Origin of the sequence: Methylobacterium sp. ME121 (assembly GCF_000974725.1) — a bacterium.
GTDB lineage: Bacteria > Pseudomonadota > Alphaproteobacteria > Rhizobiales > Beijerinckiaceae > Methylobacterium > Methylobacterium radiotolerans.
Genome location: NZ_BBUX01000098.1, coordinates 1 through 17,582 on the forward strand (window position 1 = coordinate 1; position 17,582 = coordinate 17,582).

Consider the following 17,582-nt stretch of genomic DNA (forward strand, 5'->3'; position numbering starts at 1 on the left):
GATCTGGTCCGCCACCACCCGGCGCATCTCGCCGGTGGCGTCCTGCGTCTCGCGCGGCAGCTCGAGGACGCCCTTGGCGAGCTCGGCGCGGGTCGCGTCGAGTTCGCCGCGGATCGAGCCCGCCATCTCGCGCAGGGCCGAGAAGGAGTCGCCGAAGCTGGCCTGGGCCTCCTGGAAGCCGCTGCGCATCTCGCGGGCCGCCTCCTCGATGACCTGCCGGACGCCCTGGGCGGCCTTCTCGCCCTCGGCGCTGGCGCTGTCCTTCAGGTCGGCGAAGGCGCTCGTCACCGAGGCCCCGGCCCCCTGGGCCGACTGGGCCAGGGACTCGCCGACGCTGCGGGCGCGCTCCTCGGCGGCGCGCAGGGTCTGCTCGATGGTCTGCGCCAGGGCGGTGCCGTTCTGCTCCAGGGCCGCGGCCCGGGCCTCGAACGCGGCCAGCGCCTCGGTCAGCTTGGTCTCGCGGCCCGACAGGGCCGAGTCGAGCCGCTCCTCGATGGCCGCCAGGGAGGCCGCGGCCCGGTCGAGGGCCGCGACGTGCGCGGCGGTCTGCTCCCCGAGCGAGCGGCCGCGGCCGTCGAGGGTCTCGGCGAGGCGCGAGGCCTCGCTGAGCGCCCCGTCGGCGGCGCCGCGCAGGGCCTCGACCTGGGCCGAGACGCCGGCGCTGGCGCGGCCGGTCTCGGCGGCGATGCGCTCCAGCGCCCCCTGGACCTGCTCGATCCGGCCGGCGAGACCCTGCTCGATCGCGCCGAGATTGGTGTCGGCGCCGGCCACGAGGTCGGTCAGCGCCGTGTTGGCGGCCTCGATCCGCTGGAGCAGCGCGCCGAGCTCGCGGCCCATCCGGTCGTTGGTCTCGAACAGCTCGGAGAGGGTGCGGCCGGCGCCGTCCTCGACGGCGGCGCGCAGCAGCTCGGCCGAGGCCCGCGACTGCACGGCCAGCTCCTCGGTCCGCTCCCGCAGGCTCTCGGCCAGGGGCACGCCGGTCTCGGCGAGCGTCCGCTCGATCGCCTCGGCGCGGTCCGACAGGGCCCGCGACAGGTCCATCATCGGCCCGTCGATGGCGCCGCGCAGGCGCTCGACATGGCCTTCCAGGCTGTCGCCGACGGCGCGGCCGCTGCCCTCGACGCTCGCGAGCAGCGCGCCGCCGCGCTCCTCGATGGCGCGCACGAGGGTCTCGGCGCTCTCGGCGAGACGGCGGGACAGGGCCTCGCCGCGGGCATCCACCAGGGCGCCGAGCGCCGTGGCGCGGCGCTCGAACCCCGCCCCGAGGGCCTCGGTGCGGGCGTCGATCAGGCCGGCGAGCGCGGCCTCGCGGCGGCTGAGCGTCTCGGCCAGCGCCGCGTTGTGGGCGTCGACCTGCTCGGCATGGGCGCGGGCCCGCTCGTCGAGGGCGGCGACCAGGGCCGCTGTGCGCTCGTCCATGAGGCCCGCGAAGGCCTCGTGGCGGTCGTCGAAGGCGGTGGCCAGGGTGTCGGCCCGCTGCGCCACCAGGGTCGCGAACAGCCGCATGCGGCTGTCGATGCGCTGCGTGAACGCGTCGGCGCGGGCGTCGACGCCGCGGGCCAGGGCCTCGCTCTGCGCCTCGACGGCCTGCGCCAGGGCCGCGGTGCGGCCCTCGACCACGCCGTCCAGGGCGCGCAGCCGGGCGTCGAAGGTCTCCACGAGGGTGCCGGTGCGGCCCTCGACCGCGCCGTCCAGGGCGCGCAGGCGGGCGTCGAAGGTCTCCACGAGGGCGCCGGTCCGGTCCTCGACGGCGCCGTCCAGGGCGCGCAGGCGGGCGTCGAAGACCTCCACCAGGGCGCCGGTGCGGCCCTCGGCGGCCGCCACCAGGGCCTGGCCGCGGTCCTCCAGCAGGCCCTCGATCGCGGCGCGCGCCTGCTCGAAGGTCGCCCGCAGGGTCTCGACGCGCGCGTCGACCCGCTCGGACACGTCGCGGCCGGTGCCCTCGACCAGCGCGCCGAGGCGGTTCTGCACCCGGTCGAACAGGGTCTGCAGCTCGCCCGTCCGCTCCTTGAGGGTCTCGGCGAGGCGGGTCTCGCGCTCCTCGAGCAGGCCGGCAATGGCCGGGTTCACCCCCTCGATGGTCGCCTGGAGCGCCTGGGTGCGGTGCTCGATGGTGCCGGCGATCTGGCGGCCGCGGCTGTCCACGAGCCGGTCGATCTCGCCCTGCGCCCGCTCGAACAGGCCCTGGAGGTCGGACAGACGGGTGTCCAGCAGGTCCGCCATCTGGGCGGGCGCCGCGTCGAGGGTCGTGCGCAGGCCCTCGGTCCGGGCCGCGATCGCGTCGGCGACTTCCTGGCCGCGCCCGTCCACGAGGTCGCGCAGGCCGGCCTGGGCCTCCTCGAACAGGGTCTGCAGGCGCTGCGTGCGGGCGTCGAGGGTGGCGGCGAGCTGGCGCTCGCGGGTCTCCACCAGCGCCGAGACGGCGGCGGGCGCCTCCTCCAGCACCGCGCGGAGGGACTGGATGCGGGCGTCGACCGCGGCGGCGAAGCGGCCGCCGCCGCCCTCGACCACGCCGTCGAGGGCCGACTGGGCCTCCTCGAACAGGGTGCGCAGGGCCTGGGCCCGGGCGGTGAGGGTGTCGGCGAGGCGGTTGCCGCGGCCGTCGACCAGGTTCTCCAGGTGGCCCAGCCGCTCGTCGAACAGGCTGCCGAGCTGCCGGGTGCGGTCGTCCAGGGCGCCGGTGGCGGAGCCGAACGCGCCCTCCAGGGCGGCGACCATCGCCTGCCCGCGGCCGTCCAGCGCCTCGTGGATCGGCCCCATCCGGCCGTCCAGCGTGGCGGCCAGGGTGCCGGCGTGGTCGTCCAGCATGACGCGGATCTGGTTGGTCCGGTCGTCCAGCAGGGTGTGGACCGAGCGCACGCCCTCGTCGAGGAGGCCGCTGATGTCGGCGGTGCGGCTCGACAGGGTGTGGCCCAGGCGGCCCTCGCCGGCATCGAGCATCCGCTCGGCGTCCGCGATGGTCTGCTGGAGCTTGGCGAGCACGCTCTCGCCGCGCTGGTCGATGAGCTCGGCCAGCGAGCTGCCGCCGCGGTCGAGCAGGCGGGCCAGCTCGGTGATCCGGCCGCCGATCGCCCCGAACACGGCGCGGCCCTTCTCGTCGAGCTCGCCCGACATGGCGGCGATGCGCTCGTCGATGAGGCGGCCGAGCAGGTCGGCGCGCTCCGCGAAGGCCGCGTGCACGGCCTCGGTGCGGGCGGCGAGCGCCGCGTCGGCGCTCTCGGTGCGCTCGTCCACCAGCCGGATCATCGAATCCGCGCGGTTCGCCAGCGCGGCCTCCAGGCCGCGGGTGGCCTCCTCGATGGTGCCGGTGAGGGCGCGGACGCGCTCGGCCATGGCGCCGTCGAGGCCGCCGGTCCGGTCGGTGATCATCGCCACGAGGTCGCGGGTCCGGCCGGCGAGCTCCTCGTCGACAGCGCGGGTGCGCGCCTCGATCAGGCGGATCGCCTCGAAGGCCTGCACGCCGAAGCTCTCGTCCACGAGGCGGGCGCGCTGGTCCAGGGTCTCGGCGATCGCCTGCAGGCGGCCGATGACGCCGGTGTCGAAATGGCCGGCGCTCTCCTCGATCCGCCGGGCGATCTCGCCGGTGTGGCGGGCGATGTCCTGGCCGAGCCCGGAAGTGCGGCCCTCCAGCATCTCCATCAGGCCGCGATGGCCCTCGGCCATGATCCGGCCCATCTCGTCGGTCCGGGCGCGCAGCGCCTCGTCCACGGCGTTCGCGCGGCTGCCGAGATGGTCGTCGATCTGGCCGACCAGCGCTGCCACGGCGGCCGCGATGGCGGCGGCCCGCTCGGCGGAGCGCGTCTCCAGGCCGCCGAGATGGGTCTCGATCAGGCTGCCGGCCTCGCGGGCCCGGGTGGCGATCGTCTCGGCCACGGCCTCGCCCTTGCCGGTGAGGAGCCGGTCCATCTCCTCCAGCCGCGCGCCGACGGTCTCGCCCAGCGCGGCGGTGTCGCGGTTGATCCGGTCGGCCAGGATGTCGCCGCGCGCGATGGTCTCCTGCAGGGCGGCGAGGCGGTTGCCCAGCGTCTCGTCGATCGCCCGGACCCGGCCGTCGGCGGTCTCGGCGAAGCTCGCGCCGGTCTGGCTGAGGGTGTCGGCGATGCGGGCGCCCTGGCTCGCCACGGCGAGGACGATGTCGCGGCCGGTGCCGCTGATCCGGGCCTGGGTCTCGTCGGCGTGGCTGGCGAGCAGCTCGGCGACGCCGCGGCCGTGCTCGCCGAAGGCCGCTTCCATCTCGCCGATCCGGGCGGCGAGGTCGGCCGAGATCGCGCGGGCGGCCTCGGCGAGGCTGCCGGTGGCGTCGCCGGTCCGGGCGGCGAGCTCGCGGTTGAGGTCGTCGAGGGCGGCGCGGACCGCCGCGACGGCTTCCGTCCCGCGCGCGCCGAGCTCGGTGCCGGCGCGGTCGGCGGCGTCGCGGAACCGGGCGGTGAGGATCGCGGTCTCGGCCTCGACGGCGCCCGTGACCTCGCCCGAGGCGGTCCGCAGGGTGTCCAGCGCCTCGGCGAGCCGGGCGGCGGCGTCGCGCGTCTGCGTCTCGGCGGCCTGGCTCGCCTGATCGGCGGCGGCCCGCAGCGCGGCGGCCGCCTCCTCGGTGCGCGCCGACAGGGCGGCGGCGGAATCCGCGACCCGGCGCTCGAACACCCGCACGGCCTCGAGGGTGCGGGACTCGACCGCGCCGGTGGCGTCCTCGGCGGTGCCGCGCAGGGCGCTGGTGGCCGCGTCGGCGCCGCGCTGGAGCGCCGCGACCGCCTCGGCGGTGCGGCCGTCGATCTCGCCCGACAGGCCCTCGACCGTGCCCCGCAGCGACTGGACCGCCGAGGCGGCCCCGGTCTCGAAGCCCTGGCCCAGGGCCGCGAAGGCGGCCTCCAGGTTCGCCGCGACCGTCTCGGTCCGGTGCGCGATGCTGCCGCCGGCCCGCTCGGCCGCCGCCGCCACCCGGTGCTCCAGGTCGGCGGCCCGGACCGTCACGGTCTCGTCGAGGCGCGCCGCGATGCCGTCCATCCGCTCGGCGAGGGCGCCGCCGCGCTCCGACAGGGCCTCGGCGATCCGCTCGGCGGTGCCGACGAGGTCGTCGCGCACGGCGCCCGCGCGGGCCGCCAGGGTCTCGCCGGCGCCGCTCGCGGCGAGCGCCAGGGCGGCCTGGGCGTCGCGCCCGCGGCCCTCGATCGTCTCGGCGACCGACAGGCCGGCGCTCTCGATCTCGGCGCGCAGCGCGAGGCCGCGGCCGGCGATGTCCTGGGTCAGGGCCGAACCGGTCTCGGCGAAGCGGGCGGTGATCTCGGCGCCCATCGCGCCGAAGCGCTCGGTCAGCTCCGAGCCGCGCGACAGGAAGGCGGATTCGAGCCCCGTCACCGAGCGCTCGAACGTCTCGCGCACCGTGCCGGCCTGCCGCTCCAGCGCGTCGCTCACGCGGCTGCCGGTCTCCTCCAGGGTCCGGGTGAGGGCGCCGGCATTCTCCGACAGGCGCTCGGCCAGGGCGGTGCCGGCGGCCTGGAAGGCGCCGGTCGCGGTCCCGGCGCGGTCCTCGAAGCTGCGGGTCAGGGTCTCGCCGACCTCCTGGAAGCTGCCGCGCACCTCGTGGCTGGTGGCCGCCAGCGTGTCGATCAGGTCGCTGCCGCGGGCGGTCATCAGGTTGACCACCCGGTCGCCGGCCTCGCCCAGGGAGGCGGTGATCGCGGCGCCGCGGGTCTCCAGCGCGCCGGTCACGCGCTCGCCCGCGCCGGTCACCGCGGAGACGATCCGGTCGGAGGCGCCCTCCAGGTCCTGGCTCAGGCTCTGGTGCGACCCGGTGATGGCGCTGCGCACCCGCTCGGCGTTGGTGACGATCGCCTCGCGCTGGGCCACCAGCTCGTCCACGAGGGAGCGGATGCGGATCTCGTTGTCGGAATAGGCCCGCTCCAGGGTGGCGATCTCGCCCCGGACCAGGGTCTCCAGCTCGCCGGCCCGGGCGAGCGCCCGCTCGACGCCGTCGCCCACCGCCGCCACCTCGCGGCGCACGGTCTGCGACATGGTCAGGACCGCGTCGGTGGAGAAGCTCTCGGGCTCGGCCAGACGGACCGCGACCTCGCCGACCGCGCGGGCGACGAGGCGCATCTCCTGGGCGCGCACCGCCAGCATGGCGGCGATCACGAACAGCACAACCGGGCCGAACAGGGCCGCGGCGCCGACGCTCGCCTGGAGGGCGGAGAGGCCCGACACGACCGCGCGCAGGTCGCCCTCGGACTTCGCCCACGCGATCAGCACGAGGGCGCCGATCCAGACGGCGCCGGCGGCGAGGGCGAGCAGGTAGGGCTTGGGCGAGGAGCGCACCCGCAGGGTCTGCTGCAGGATGCCGATGTTGCGCCGGTCGTCGTTGGCCACGAGCGAGCGGTCGGGGGGCAGGAGGCCGCCCTCGCGGCGGGGGCGGTCCAGGCCCGGCGGCGGCAGGTCGGAGGCGAGCGGCGGGTCGAGGTCGAGGCGCGGCGGCATGGTCCGGCCGGCGTCGAGGCCGCCGTCGCGCAGCGGGTCGGCGTCACCGACATCGGGCAGGCGCGGCTCGGCGCGGCCGTCGGTGCCGTTCGGCGTCAGGGCGTCGAGGTTCAGCGCCTGCTCGATCGCAGAGAGCGCGGCCTCGGCCGGGTCCTTCAGCTTCTTCTCGGTCGCCATTCAACGCCTCGTTACACGGGTTCACCGGCGCCTGGGGAGGCTTGAGCCGGAGACGCAACGCCCCGTTTACCATTACAAGACTAAACTCGGGCAGCGACTGCCGATACCCGAGCCCTCGACCGGCCCCAGAAAACGTTAACCGAATGGTTACCGGGCCCGTCGCTCACCGCCTCCACCATCCTGCCGCAGGGGAGGGGTCCGGCGCGATCCCCACCCGGCGAATCAGGGGGTGAATTGTGTGGATCAGATCCGCAATCCCCGACGAATCCGGATGCCGGGAGCCTGAGCATGCAGGCCATCGACCCCGCGGAACTCGAGGCGCAGACCGGCGGCGACGCCGAGCTGGCCCGTGAGGTTCTGGAGCTGTTCGCCGGCCAGTGCCGGTCGATCCTGCCGCGCCTCGCGGACCCGGCCCTGCCGCGGGAGCAGCGCGCCGACCTCGCCCACACCCTGAAGGGCTCGGCCGCGGGCGTCGGGGCGGTTCACGTGCGCACCCTGGCGGACGCCGCGGAGACGCGCCTGCGCGCCGGCGCCGGGGCCGTGCCGGTCGACGACCTCGCGGCCGCGGTCGCGCGGGCCCTGGCGGAGATCGCGGAGGCGCGCGCCTGACGGTGTCGCCGCGATGCGGCGATCGATCCGGGATTGGTGTCTAATGCCGCGCTTGCATTCCGCGTTTCCAGCCGCCAAGCAGGCACGCCGCCCGTCGGACAGAGTGCGCTCGACGCGAGCCCGGAGCCCCCAGCATGCCCAAGATCACCTACGTCGACCACGCCGGGACGGAACGGACCGTCGAAGGCAGCGTCGGCGCGACCGTGATGGAGACGGCTATGCGCAACAACGTCCCGGGCATCGACGCGGAGTGCGGCGGCGCCTGCGCCTGCGCCACCTGCCACGTCTACGTGGCCGACGCCTGGATCGACACGGTCGGCAAGGCGCAGGACATGGAGCAGGACATGCTGGATTTCGCCAGCGACGTCCGCGAGAATTCCCGCCTGTCCTGCCAGATCAAGATCACGCCGGCGCTGGACGGCCTCGTGGTGACGACCCCGCCCCAGCAGGGCTGACACGGCCGCCGTTCGGGTCTCGTCGATCCCCCGGTCATCGCGCGCGCAGCGAAGCGACCCCGGGCCGGCGCGACCGCATGCGCGTGGCGCCGCCGGGTCGCTTCGCTCCGCGCGCCGAGACGGCACGGCGTCCGGCCGCATCGCGCTCGAAGGCCGCGATCCCGCCTGTCACCGCACCAGCGCCCGCGCCGCCGCGTCGAGCCCCTCCAGGGTGAGGGGGAACATCCGGCCGGCGACCAGCCGCTGCACCATCCCGATCGACTGGGTGTAGCCCCAGTGCGTCTCGGGCACCGGGTTGAGCCACGCCGCCTTCGGGAAATGATCGAGGAGCCGCTGCATCCAGACGGCGCCGGACTCCTCGTTCCAGTGCTCCACCGAGCCGCCGGGCGTGGCGATCTCGTAGGGGCTCATCGAGGCGTCGCCCACGAAGACCAGCCGGTAGTCGCTGCCGTAGGTGCGGATCACGTCGAGGAGCGGCGTCCGCGCCTCGTGCCGCCGCCGGTTCTCGGTCCAGACCGCCTCGTAGGGGCAGTTGTGGAAGTAGTAGTGGGCGAGGTGCTTGAACTCCGAGCGCGCCGCCGAGAACAGCGCCTCCGCCTGCTCGATGTGCCAGTCCATCGAGCCGCCGACGTCCAGGAACAGCAGCACCTTCACGGCGTTGCGCCGCTCCGGCCGCAGCTTCACGTCGATGTAGCCCTGGCGGGCGCTCGCGCGGATCGTGCCGTCGAGGTCGAGCTCCTCGGCCGCCCCGGTCCGGGCGAAGCGGCGCAGGCGCCGCAGCGCGAGGCGCATGTTGCGCGCGCCGATCTCCCGGTCGTCGTCGAGGTCCTTGAACTCGCGCTTGTCCCAGACCTTCACCGCCCGGAAGTTGCGGTTGCCGTCCTGACCGATGCGGATGCCCTCGGGATTGTAGCCGTAGGCGCCGAAGGGCGAGGTCCCGCCGGTGCCGATCCATTTCGAGCCGCCCTGGTGGCGCCCCTTCTGCTCGGCGAGGCGCTGCTTCAGGGTCTCGAACAGCTTGTCCCAGCCGAGCGCCTTCAGCTCCGCCTTCTCGGCCTCGGTCAGGTACTTCTCGGCGAGCTTCCTCAGCCATTCCTCGGGAATGGCTGAGGGCTCCACCGCCTCGCCGAGGGTCTCCAGCCCCTTGAACACCGTGCCGAACACCCGGTCGAACCGGTCGAGATGCGCCTCGTCCTTCACCAGAGCCGCGCGCGACAGGAAGTAGAACGCCTCGACGTCGTGCTCCGCGAGGCCCCGGTCCAGGGCGCCGAGCAGGGTCAGGTATTCCTTCAGGGAGACGGGGACCTTGGCGTCCCGGAGGGCCGTGAAGAACTGCAGCAGCATCCCGGGAGAACGCGCCAGCCGGGCGCCCGGGTCAAGCCCGCGCGAATCGGTCGGCGCCCCGCCGGGCGGGGCAGGACTTTCCCGGAAGACTTCCGAGTCTTCGACGATGGTCGACAAGATTCCGCCCGGTCGGCATCGCCGATTCCGGGACACGAGCGAGTCTCTCCGTCCCGTTGGGACTCATAACCTGGGTATAAGTCGTCGAATCTGTTGATATGTGGCCGGACGGGCCTCGCCCAGTCACTCAATCGGTCATGGGAATCGCTCAACTCGGGACATCGAGTGTGTGCGGACGCGGCGACGCGGCCCACACGGAGCTGGCGAGGAGACCTGCGATGGCGGTCGTCCTGCGGAATCTGACGGAATTCAAGCGGTTTCTCGGGAAGCCGGGGGCGACGATTCAGCTGGTGCGCAACACCTTCATGGACCGCCAGCCGGAGGCGACCCGGGACGCCTATCGCGACAAGGGCATGTACGCCCCGCGGGCGGTGCAGGCCCTGTCGCGCAAGGCCGCGGTCTTCACCCTGCGGGGCTATCCCGGGACGGTCTGGCTCTACTGGGACAAGGGCGCCCGCGGCTGGCGCTTCTCCGGCGACACCGTGACGGTGCCCCTGGTCACCGGCCTCGGGCCGGCGGACGAACTGGTCTACCGCTGCAGCTTCGCCGACGGGTTCGAGCCGGCGCCCCGCAGCCGCGTGGCGCGGCGGGCCAAGCACGAGGACGCGCACCCGGTCCTGATCTGAGGAGGCCCGCGGCCCGGGCCTCTCGGTCCGCGCCGCGCGGCCTCCTCGCGCCCGCCGCCTCAGGCCTCCTGACCGGCCGCCTCCTGGTGTCCGACTTCCTGGCGTCCGACCTCCTGGCGCTCGGGCTCCCGCTTGACCGGGGCCTTGCCCAGCGCCTTCCCGACGGTCCGCCGGGCCCGGAAGATCGGCTTCGACTCGCTCTCGCGCTTCTTCAGCAGGGCGCGATACTCGTCCCGCCGCTCGTGGATCGACGCGATCACCAGCCCCATCGGCACGCCGACATCGACCAGCACGGCCTCCGACAGCTGCAGCGACGCCTCGATCGTCTCCGGCACCGCGTCGTCGACGCCGAGCTCGTAGAGCGAGGAGGCGTGGCGGGCGTCGCGGGCCCGGGCCACGATGGTCAGGTCCGGCCGCTCGGCGCGGGCCGCCGCCACCGCCGCCTCGACGGCGCGGGGATTGTCGAGGGTGACGACCAGCGCCCGGGCCGTGGCGATGTCGCAGCGGCGCAGCATCTCGGTGTTGCCGCTGTCGCCGAAATAGACCGGCGCGCCGGCGCGGCGCTGCTCGGCGACCCGGGCGGCGTCGGAATCGAGGGCGAGGTACGGGATCTTGTGCCGCTCCAGCATCTCGCCGACCTGCCGGCCGACGCGGCCGAAGCCGGCCACGATCACCCGGTTCTCCACGCGCTGCGGCCACGGCTCGGCCTTGGCGGTGGCCTGGGCGCCGGCCGTCGCCCGCAGCTTGAGCCGGCGGCCGACGGCGGCGAGCGCCGGGATCATGATCATCGTGACCGTGGTCACCACGAGGGCCGCCGCGCCGACCTCCTCCGGCACCAGCCCGGTCGCCATGGCGCCGCCGATCAGCACGTAGGCGAACTCGCCGCCCGGACCGAGCAGGAGCGCCGTCTCCAGCGCCACCGGCCGGGGGATCTTCAGGACGGGGGCCGCCATCATCACCACGGCGGCCTTGATCAGGACCAGCGCCAGCGACAGGCCGATGATCGCGCCCGGCGTCGCCATGAGCTGCGCCGGATCGAGGTTCATGCCCACCGAGACGAAGAACACGCCGAGCAGCAGGCCCTTGAACGGGTCGATCGTCGCCTCGATGGCCCGGCGGTACTCGGTCTCGGCCAGCAGCAGGCCGGCCACGAAGGCGCCGAGCGTCATCGACAGGCCGCTCGCCGCCGCGGTCAGCGCCGTGCCGACGATGACCAGCAGGCAGGCGGCCATGAACAGCTCGGTGGAGCGCGTGCGCGCCACGAGCTGGAACAGCGGGCGCAGGGCGAGGCGGCCCGCCACCACGATCAGCACCAGCGCGATCGCCGCCTGGCCGAGCGCCATGGCGAGCGCCCAGCCCTTGTCGCCGCCGTCGTCGCGGCCGAGCACCGCGATCGCGAACAGGACCGGCGCCACCGCCAGGTCCTGGAACAGCAGGACCGCGAAGCTGGTGCGGCCCGTGGGCGCGTTCAGCCGCTTCTGCTCGGCCAGGACCGGCAGCACCACGGCGGTCGACGACAGGGCGAGGCCGATGCCCACGATCACCGCGCCGGTGAGCGGCACGTTGAGCCCGTAGAGGATCGCCCCGAGGATCAGCGCGGAGCAGCCCACCTGCAGGGAGCCGAGGCCGAAGACCAGCCGGCGCAGCACCCGCAGGCGCTCCCAGGACAGCTCGATCCCGATCATGAACATCAGGAAGATCACGCCGAACTCGGCGAGGTGCGAGATCTCGGCCCGGTTGCCGATGGTGAAGAGGTGCACGGAGGGATAGGTGTCGGCCAGCCGGCCGAGGCCGAAGGGGCCGAGCAGGGCGCCGGCGCCGATGAAGCCGAGCACCGGCGAGATCCGCAGGCGGTGGAACAGCGGCACCACGATGCCCGCCGTGACGAGAAACAGGATCGCTTCCTTGTAGGAGCCGGCGTGGACCTCTGGCATCGGCGGCGGATCGAACCTCGTCTCTCGGGGCAGGGGGATGCCGATCACGGCTGCGCGATCATGGGTCGCCCCCGCCCTCGGGGCAACCGGATTCGGGTCGCGACCGGCCCCGCGGATGTGCGTTCCGACACAAGCCGGATACAGGCGCGGGTGAGACATTTCGGTCACCGGCGCGCGGGATGCGGACGGCATCCAGAGGCGGCGCGCGCGGAGGGCGTGCAACCCGGCTCAAAATCGGCACAATGCGCGCATACACGCCTGAGTTAACCGGGGGTTAAGCTCGGCCGGGCCCCGCCCGGAACTGGACCGATGGATGCGACGAGGCCGATGATCTCCATCAAATCGATATTTGCCGGTCCGACAGCGCCTCCCAGCCGCGACATCGAGCGCGAGAAGCGCGAGTGGAAGCTCGAGTCGGACCGCTGGCGCCACCAGCGCCACGTCGAGAAGGGCTACCGCATCAAGTGGGGCTACGTGGCGATCGCGTACCTCGTCGAGTTCATGGTGATCGGCGCCTCGCTCTGGGGCGCGTGGCTGTTCGCGGGCGTCTACAGCGACGGCGACTGGCACGCCTTCTACTTCATGCTGCTGGCGCCGCTGGTCTACGCCGCGGTCGAGCTGTGCCGCGTGCCGCTCGGCATCCTGGCCCGGACCCAGCGCTCCTACTTCGTGCGCGGCCTCGCCGTGCTGGGCATCATCTTCGCGGCGGGCGTGACCACCAAGTCGGTGTCGCAGCTCGGCGAGATGATGTTCCATCCCCGCCTGATGGAGGCGGCCCGGACCAAGACCGCCCTGAAGGACGCCCAGGCCGACCGCGCCACGATCGGCGACCGGATCAAGGCGGCGGACGAGCGCGTGGCGCAGTACACGGCCGAGCTCGACCAGATCGAGAAGCGCTCCGCCGACAACGCCCAGCAGCTCGCCGGCCTGCCGGCCCAGCGCTGCGAGCGGGTCTTCGGCACCAACAGCAAGGGCCGCAAGTACCAGAACCTGAAATGCGTGGCCGATCCCCGCGTCGCCGCCCTGTCGCAGGGCGTCGCCAAGGCGTCCGCCGACCGCGCCGGGATGATCAAGGACCTGGAGGAGGCCCGCAAGGCGCGCGCCGCCCTCGATCCGGGCGCCGCCGACCGGCGCGTGGCCGATGCCGAGCAGGGCTACCGGAACGCGGTCAACCGCTCGCAGCTCCACTCCTTCACCGCCATGGTCTACGGCGTCGACCCGATCGACGTGACCGAGAGCCAGGTCCACGCCTTCCTGCGGATCTTCGTGTTCCTGCCCGCGGTCTGCGCGGCCTTCGCGTCGACGATCCTGGCGCTGTGCGCGGTCTCGACCCGCCGGACCTTCATGGACGAGGACGATCTCGGCGCCGCCGTGAACCCGGAGGCGGCCCCCTACATGCTCGACGCGATCGCCGACGCCCTGCGCTCGCATCCCGAGCCGATCCTGCCGCGGGCCGCCAACGCGTCGGGCGCGGTGATCCCGATGAACCGGCCGGCCCAGGGCCAGCAGGCGCTGCCGAACCAGACCCATCCGGGCCCGACCCTCCCTGCCGCTGGAGCCGGCGCATGAACTACGTCGCCAGCGGGACCCCCGAGAACATCGCCCTCGCCCAGCAGGTGAATTCCCGCCTGCGGGCGGATTCGAGCTACGTCGCCGCCCGGGCCTTCCTGTTCCGGGCGCTGGGCTTCGGCGCCTTCGCGTGCCTCGCCGGCATCGGCGTCGGCGCGGCGGCCTACGGCTGGGCGACCCTCAACCAGTTCGACACCGCGGCCGAGAAGATCGCCGCCGCCATGCAGGCCGCGCTCTCGGACGTGACCCTGAAGACCAAGGGCGAGGTCACGCTCACCGACAACGTGCTGAAGCTCGAGGGCCTGCCCAAGGCCTCCGCGACGCCGACGCCGACCAAGGCCCAGCTCGGCAGCGACGCCGCCCCGGCCTCCAAGGCGGCGGTGAACACGACCTTCACGGTGTTCAAGCAGGTGCCCTACCTCGACGGGCAGATCGTGACCGGCTGGAACTTCAAGGACAGCGCCGAGCAGCCCTACCAGCAGTACTGCTACTTCTCCCGCCGCTCCAACGAGGCGAAGGGCCAGGTCGAGATCAAGATCGACCTCGCCATGGACGGCAAGACCCTGCCGCAGCCGCAGAAGTCGGACGTCAACCTGGAGATCCTGGCCCGGAACTGCGTCTGGCACGAGAAGGGCTGAGATCGCTCGCGGCGATACCGTCCTCGCGAGCGGAGCCGAGCAATCCGGGGCGACGCCACGCCCCGGAACGTCGCGCTGCCCTGGGTCACGTCGCATCGCCCGTGATGACGGAGTTCGGACAGGCCCGGCCGGACGGGCTCGGCGCTTGCGGCCCGGCGGCGCGGCGCGCTACCCCTGGGCCCGAGCCCCTCTCTCCGAGACCGCGATGCGCTTTTCCGGAACCGAGACCTACGTCGCGACCCCCGACCTCACCGCGGCGGTCAACGCCGCCGTGGTCCTGGAGCGGCCGCTCCTGGTGAAGGGCGAGCCCGGGACCGGCAAGACCGTGCTGGCCGAGGAGATCGCCAAGGGGCTGAACGCGCCGCTGATCGTCTGGAACATCAAGTCGACCACGAAGGCGCAGCAGGGCCTGTACGAGTACGACGCGGTCTCGCGCCTGCGCGACTCCCAGCTCGGCGACCCGCGGGTCTCGGAGATCGGCAACTACATCCGGCGCGGCAAGCTCTGGGAGGCGTTCACCGCGCCCGAGCGCCCGGTCCTGCTCATCGACGAGATCGACAAGGCCGACATCGAGTTCCCCAACGACCTGCTGACCGAACTCGACCGGATGGAGTTCCACGTCTACGAGACCGGCGAGACCGTGAAGGCCGTGCGCCGGCCGATCGTGATCATCACGTCGAACAACGAGAAGGAGCTGCCGGACGCGTTCCTGCGCCGCTGCTTCTTCCACTACATCAAGTTCCCCGACGCCGAGACGCTGCAGCGCATCGTCGACGTCCACTATCCGGGCATCAAGCACCGCCTCGTCGAGGAGGCGCTGCGGACCTTCCTGGCGATGCGCGAGGTCCCGGGCCTTAAGAAGAAGCCCTCGACCTCGGAGCTGCTCGACTGGCTGAAGCTCCTCGTCTCCGAGGACATCGCCCCCGAGACCCTGCGCGAGCAGGACGGCCGCAAGCTGATCCCGCCGCTGCACGGGGCGCTCCTGAAGAACGAGCAGGATGTCAGCCTGTTCGAGAAGCTGGCCTTCATGATGCGCCGGGACCAGCGCGGCGGCTGAGGCCGGCGGGAAGACCCGAGGACTCCCGCGAGAGGAGCCCGGGACAGGGAGAGGAGCGTGCGGCATGGGCGAGATCGCGATCGTCGGCGGCGGCGTGATGGGGCACGGCATCGCCCTGGTGCTGGCGCTCGCCGGCCACGGCGTGCGGCTCACCGACACGCGGCCCGAGACCCGCGCGCGGATCCCCGCCCTGATGGACTCGGCCCTCGCGACCCTGCGGGAGGCCGGCGCCGCCCCGGAGGGCTGGGATGCCGCGCGGCTGGCCCGGGCCGTCCGGGTCGAGGCGGAGCTCGGCGCGGCGGTGTCGGGCGCCGGTCTCGTGATCGAGGCGATCACCGAGGACCCGGAGGCCAAGGGCGCGCTCTTCTCCGAGCTCGACCGGCTCTGCCCGGCCGACGCGGTCCTCGCCAGCAACACCAGCTACCTCGACGTCTTCCCGCTGATCCCGGAACGCCGGCAGGCGCGGGCGCTGATCCTGCACTGGTACACGCCGCCCTACATCGTCGACCTGGTCGACGTGGTGCCGGGGCCCGGCACCGATCCGGCGGTGATCGCCGCCATGGCCGAGTTCGTGCGTGGCCTCGGCCAGGTCCCGATCGTCCTGAAGCGCTTCATCCCCGGCTACGTCGCCAACCGCATCCAGCAGGCGATCAGCGCCGAGGTGTTCCGGCTCCTCGACGAGGGCGTGGCCGCGCCGCGGGACATCGACGACGCGATCGTCCACGGGCTCTCCTTACGCATCCCGATCCTCGGCCACCTCGCCAAGGCCGACTTCACCGGCCTGGAGCTGACGCAGCGGGCGCTCGCCAACGGCAGCTACGCGCCGCCGCCGCCGCGCACCCGGTCCGAGACCCTCGACGCCCTCTGCGCCGCCGGCCGGACCGGGGTGATGGCGGGGCGCGGCTACTTCGACTGGGGCGGGCGCGCGCCCGAAGAGCTGTTCCGCGAGCGCGACCGCAAGCTCCTGGCGCTCAAGGCGGCGATGGCCGGGATCGGCCGGATGGAGGGAACATGATCGGAGCGGACCTGTCCGGGCGGCGCGTCCTCGTCACCGGGGCCTCCTCGGGCATCGGGCTCGCGACCGTCGCGATCTTCGCCCGCAACGGCGCCGCGGTGGCGCTGAACCACCTGCCCGACGATGCCCGCGGCCCGGCCGAGGTCGCCCGGCTCGCCGGGGAGGGCCTCTCGGTGATCGCGCTGCCCGGGGACGTGTCGCGGGCGGGCGAGGCCGAGGCGATGGTGGCGGCCGGCATCGACCGGCTCGGCGGCCTCGACGTGCTCGTCAACAATGCCGGGACGTCGGCCACGACCGCGCCCATCGCGTTCGAGGATCTCGACGCGATGAGCGAGGAGTTCTGGGCGACGATCCTCGCGACCAACCTGCTCGGGCCGTTCCGCTGCGCCCGGGCCGCGGCCGCGACCCTCAAGGCGAGCCGCGGCGCCATCGTCAACACCGCCTCGGTGGCCGGTCTCGGGCGGCGCGGCTCGTCGGTCGCCTACGCGGCCAGCAAGGCCGGGCTGATCAACCTGACCCGCAGCCTCGCCCGGGCGCTGGCGCCGGAGGTGCGCGTCAACGCCGTCGCGCCGGGCCTCGTCGCCACGCCCTGGACCGACCCCTGGTCGGAGGAGCGCAAGGCCGCGACGGTGGGGCGCACCATGCTCGGCCGCATGGCCCGCCCGGAGGACATCGCCGAGACGATCTTCTTCCTGAGTGCCGGCGCGGCCTACATCACGGGCGAGACGATCACGGTCGACGGCGGAGCGATCTGACGCGCGGGGAGCACACACATGGCGAGCACCACCGTCATCACCTGCGCCCTCACGGGCTCCTTCGACACGCCGCGGAAGAACCCGGCCGTGCCGGTGAGCCCGGAGGCGATCGCCGAGTCGGCGCTCGAGGCCGCCGCCGCCGGGGCCGCGGTGGTGCACATCCACGTCCGCGAACCCGAGACCGCCGCGCCGAGCATGGAGCTCGCCCATTACCGCGAGGTGGTGGAGCGGATCCGCGCGAGGAACGACGCCGTGATCCTCAACCTGACCACGGGGGCGGGGGGTCGGTTCGTGCCGGGCGATCCCGACCCGGCGGTCGCCGGCCCGGGCACCACCTTCGTCAGCCCGGAGGTGCGCACCCGGCACGTCGGCGCGCTGCGGCCGGAGATCTGCACCCTCGACATCGCCACGATGAATTTCGGCGAGCACCTGTTCCTCAACACGCCGGGCCATCTGCGGGCGATGGCGGGTCACATCCGCGACGCGGGCGTGAAGCCCGAGATCGAGGTGTTCGACCTCGGCCAGATCGAGCTGGCCCGGCACCTGATCGCCGAGGGGCATCTGGCGCGCCCGCCCCTGTTCCAGATCTGCCTCGGCATCCCCTGGGGCGCCCCGGCGACGCCCGAGACGCTCGTGGCGATGCGGGCGCGGCTGCCGGAGGACGCGGTCTGGTCGGCCTTCGGCATCGGCCGGGAGGAGTTCCCGATCCTCGCGGTGGCGGCCGGGATGGGCGGCAACGTCCGGGTCGGGCTGGAGGACAACCTGTACCTGTCGAGGGGCCGGCTCGCGCCGAGCAACGCCGCCCTGGTGGAGAAGGC

At 73.7% G+C, this 17,582-nt stretch carries 12 protein-coding genes; 9 read left to right on the forward strand and 3 right to left on the reverse strand.

What is annotated here, in order from left to right; genetic code table 11:
- Positions 1 to 6,645 (reverse strand): apolipoprotein A-IV repeat region-like domain-containing protein (locus ME121_RS30305; RefSeq protein WP_059410136.1); only part of this gene is annotated, 6,645 nt, incomplete at its 3' end.
- 288 nt (positions 6,646 to 6,933) lie between these two features.
- Between ME121_RS30305 and ME121_RS30310 the strand changes: the two genes are divergently transcribed.
- Positions 6,934 to 7,254 (forward strand): Hpt domain-containing protein, encoded by a 321-nt coding sequence (locus tag ME121_RS30310; protein ID WP_059410137.1) that lies wholly within the window; start codon positions 6,934 to 6,936, stop codon positions 7,252 to 7,254.
- Positions 7,255 to 7,388: 134 nt separating this feature from the next.
- On the forward strand, positions 7,389 to 7,709 hold the full coding sequence (locus ME121_RS30315; RefSeq protein ID WP_012318925.1) for a 2Fe-2S iron-sulfur cluster-binding protein: 321 nt from the start codon (positions 7,389 to 7,391) through the stop codon (positions 7,707 to 7,709).
- A 168-nt stretch (positions 7,710 to 7,877) separates the two neighbouring features.
- Here the strand turns inward: ME121_RS30315 and ME121_RS30320 are convergent, their stop codons facing one another.
- Positions 7,878 to 9,053: a vWA domain-containing protein gene (locus ME121_RS30320; RefSeq protein ID WP_012318924.1), complete on the reverse strand. Its 1,176-nt coding sequence runs from the start codon at positions 9,051 to 9,053 to the stop codon at positions 7,878 to 7,880.
- Positions 9,054 to 9,388: 335 nt separating this feature from the next.
- Here ME121_RS30320 and ME121_RS30325 point away from each other — a divergent pair, with 335 nt between their 5' ends.
- Positions 9,389 to 9,796, forward strand: a complete 408-nt coding sequence (locus ME121_RS30325) for a hypothetical protein (protein ID WP_012318923.1) — start codon at positions 9,389 to 9,391, stop codon at positions 9,794 to 9,796.
- 59 nt (positions 9,797 to 9,855) lie between these two features.
- Here the strand turns inward: ME121_RS30325 and ME121_RS30330 are convergent, their stop codons facing one another.
- Positions 9,856 to 11,730, reverse strand: a complete 1,875-nt coding sequence (locus tag ME121_RS30330; protein WP_024830279.1) for a cation:proton antiporter domain-containing protein — start codon at positions 11,728 to 11,730, stop codon at positions 9,856 to 9,858.
- A gap of 309 nt (positions 11,731 to 12,039) precedes the next feature.
- Here ME121_RS30330 and ME121_RS30335 point away from each other — a divergent pair, with 309 nt between their 5' ends.
- The 6 genes from ME121_RS30335 to ME121_RS30360 form a co-directional block, all read left to right on the forward strand.
- A complete protein-coding gene (locus tag ME121_RS30335) occupies positions 12,040 to 13,299 on the forward strand; it encodes a hypothetical protein (RefSeq protein WP_012318921.1) in 1,260 nt (419 codons plus the stop codon).
- Positions 13,296 to 13,937 carry a hypothetical protein gene (locus tag ME121_RS30340; protein WP_012318920.1) on the forward strand — a complete coding sequence of 214 codons (642 nt, stop codon included), beginning with the start codon at positions 13,296 to 13,298 and terminating at the stop codon, positions 13,935 to 13,937. The genes ME121_RS30335 and ME121_RS30340 overlap by 4 nt, the downstream gene beginning before the upstream one ends.
- A gap of 205 nt (positions 13,938 to 14,142) precedes the next feature.
- Positions 14,143 to 14,994: an AAA family ATPase gene (locus ME121_RS30345; protein ID WP_012318919.1), complete on the forward strand. Its 852-nt coding sequence runs from the start codon at positions 14,143 to 14,145 to the stop codon at positions 14,992 to 14,994.
- Positions 14,995 to 15,058: 64 nt separating this feature from the next.
- Positions 15,059 to 16,009 (forward strand): 3-hydroxyacyl-CoA dehydrogenase family protein, encoded by a 951-nt coding sequence (locus ME121_RS30350; protein ID WP_043073638.1) that lies wholly within the window; start codon positions 15,059 to 15,061, stop codon positions 16,007 to 16,009.
- Positions 16,006 to 16,764, forward strand: a complete 759-nt coding sequence (locus ME121_RS30355) for an SDR family NAD(P)-dependent oxidoreductase (protein ID WP_024830282.1) — start codon at positions 16,006 to 16,008, stop codon at positions 16,762 to 16,764. Before ME121_RS30350 ends, ME121_RS30355 begins: the two co-directional genes overlap by 4 nt.
- Positions 16,765 to 16,782: 18 nt before the next feature.
- On the forward strand, positions 16,783 to 17,582 hold an 800-nt coding region (locus ME121_RS30360), incomplete at its 3' end, for a beta-keto acid cleavage family enzyme (RefSeq protein ID WP_059410138.1).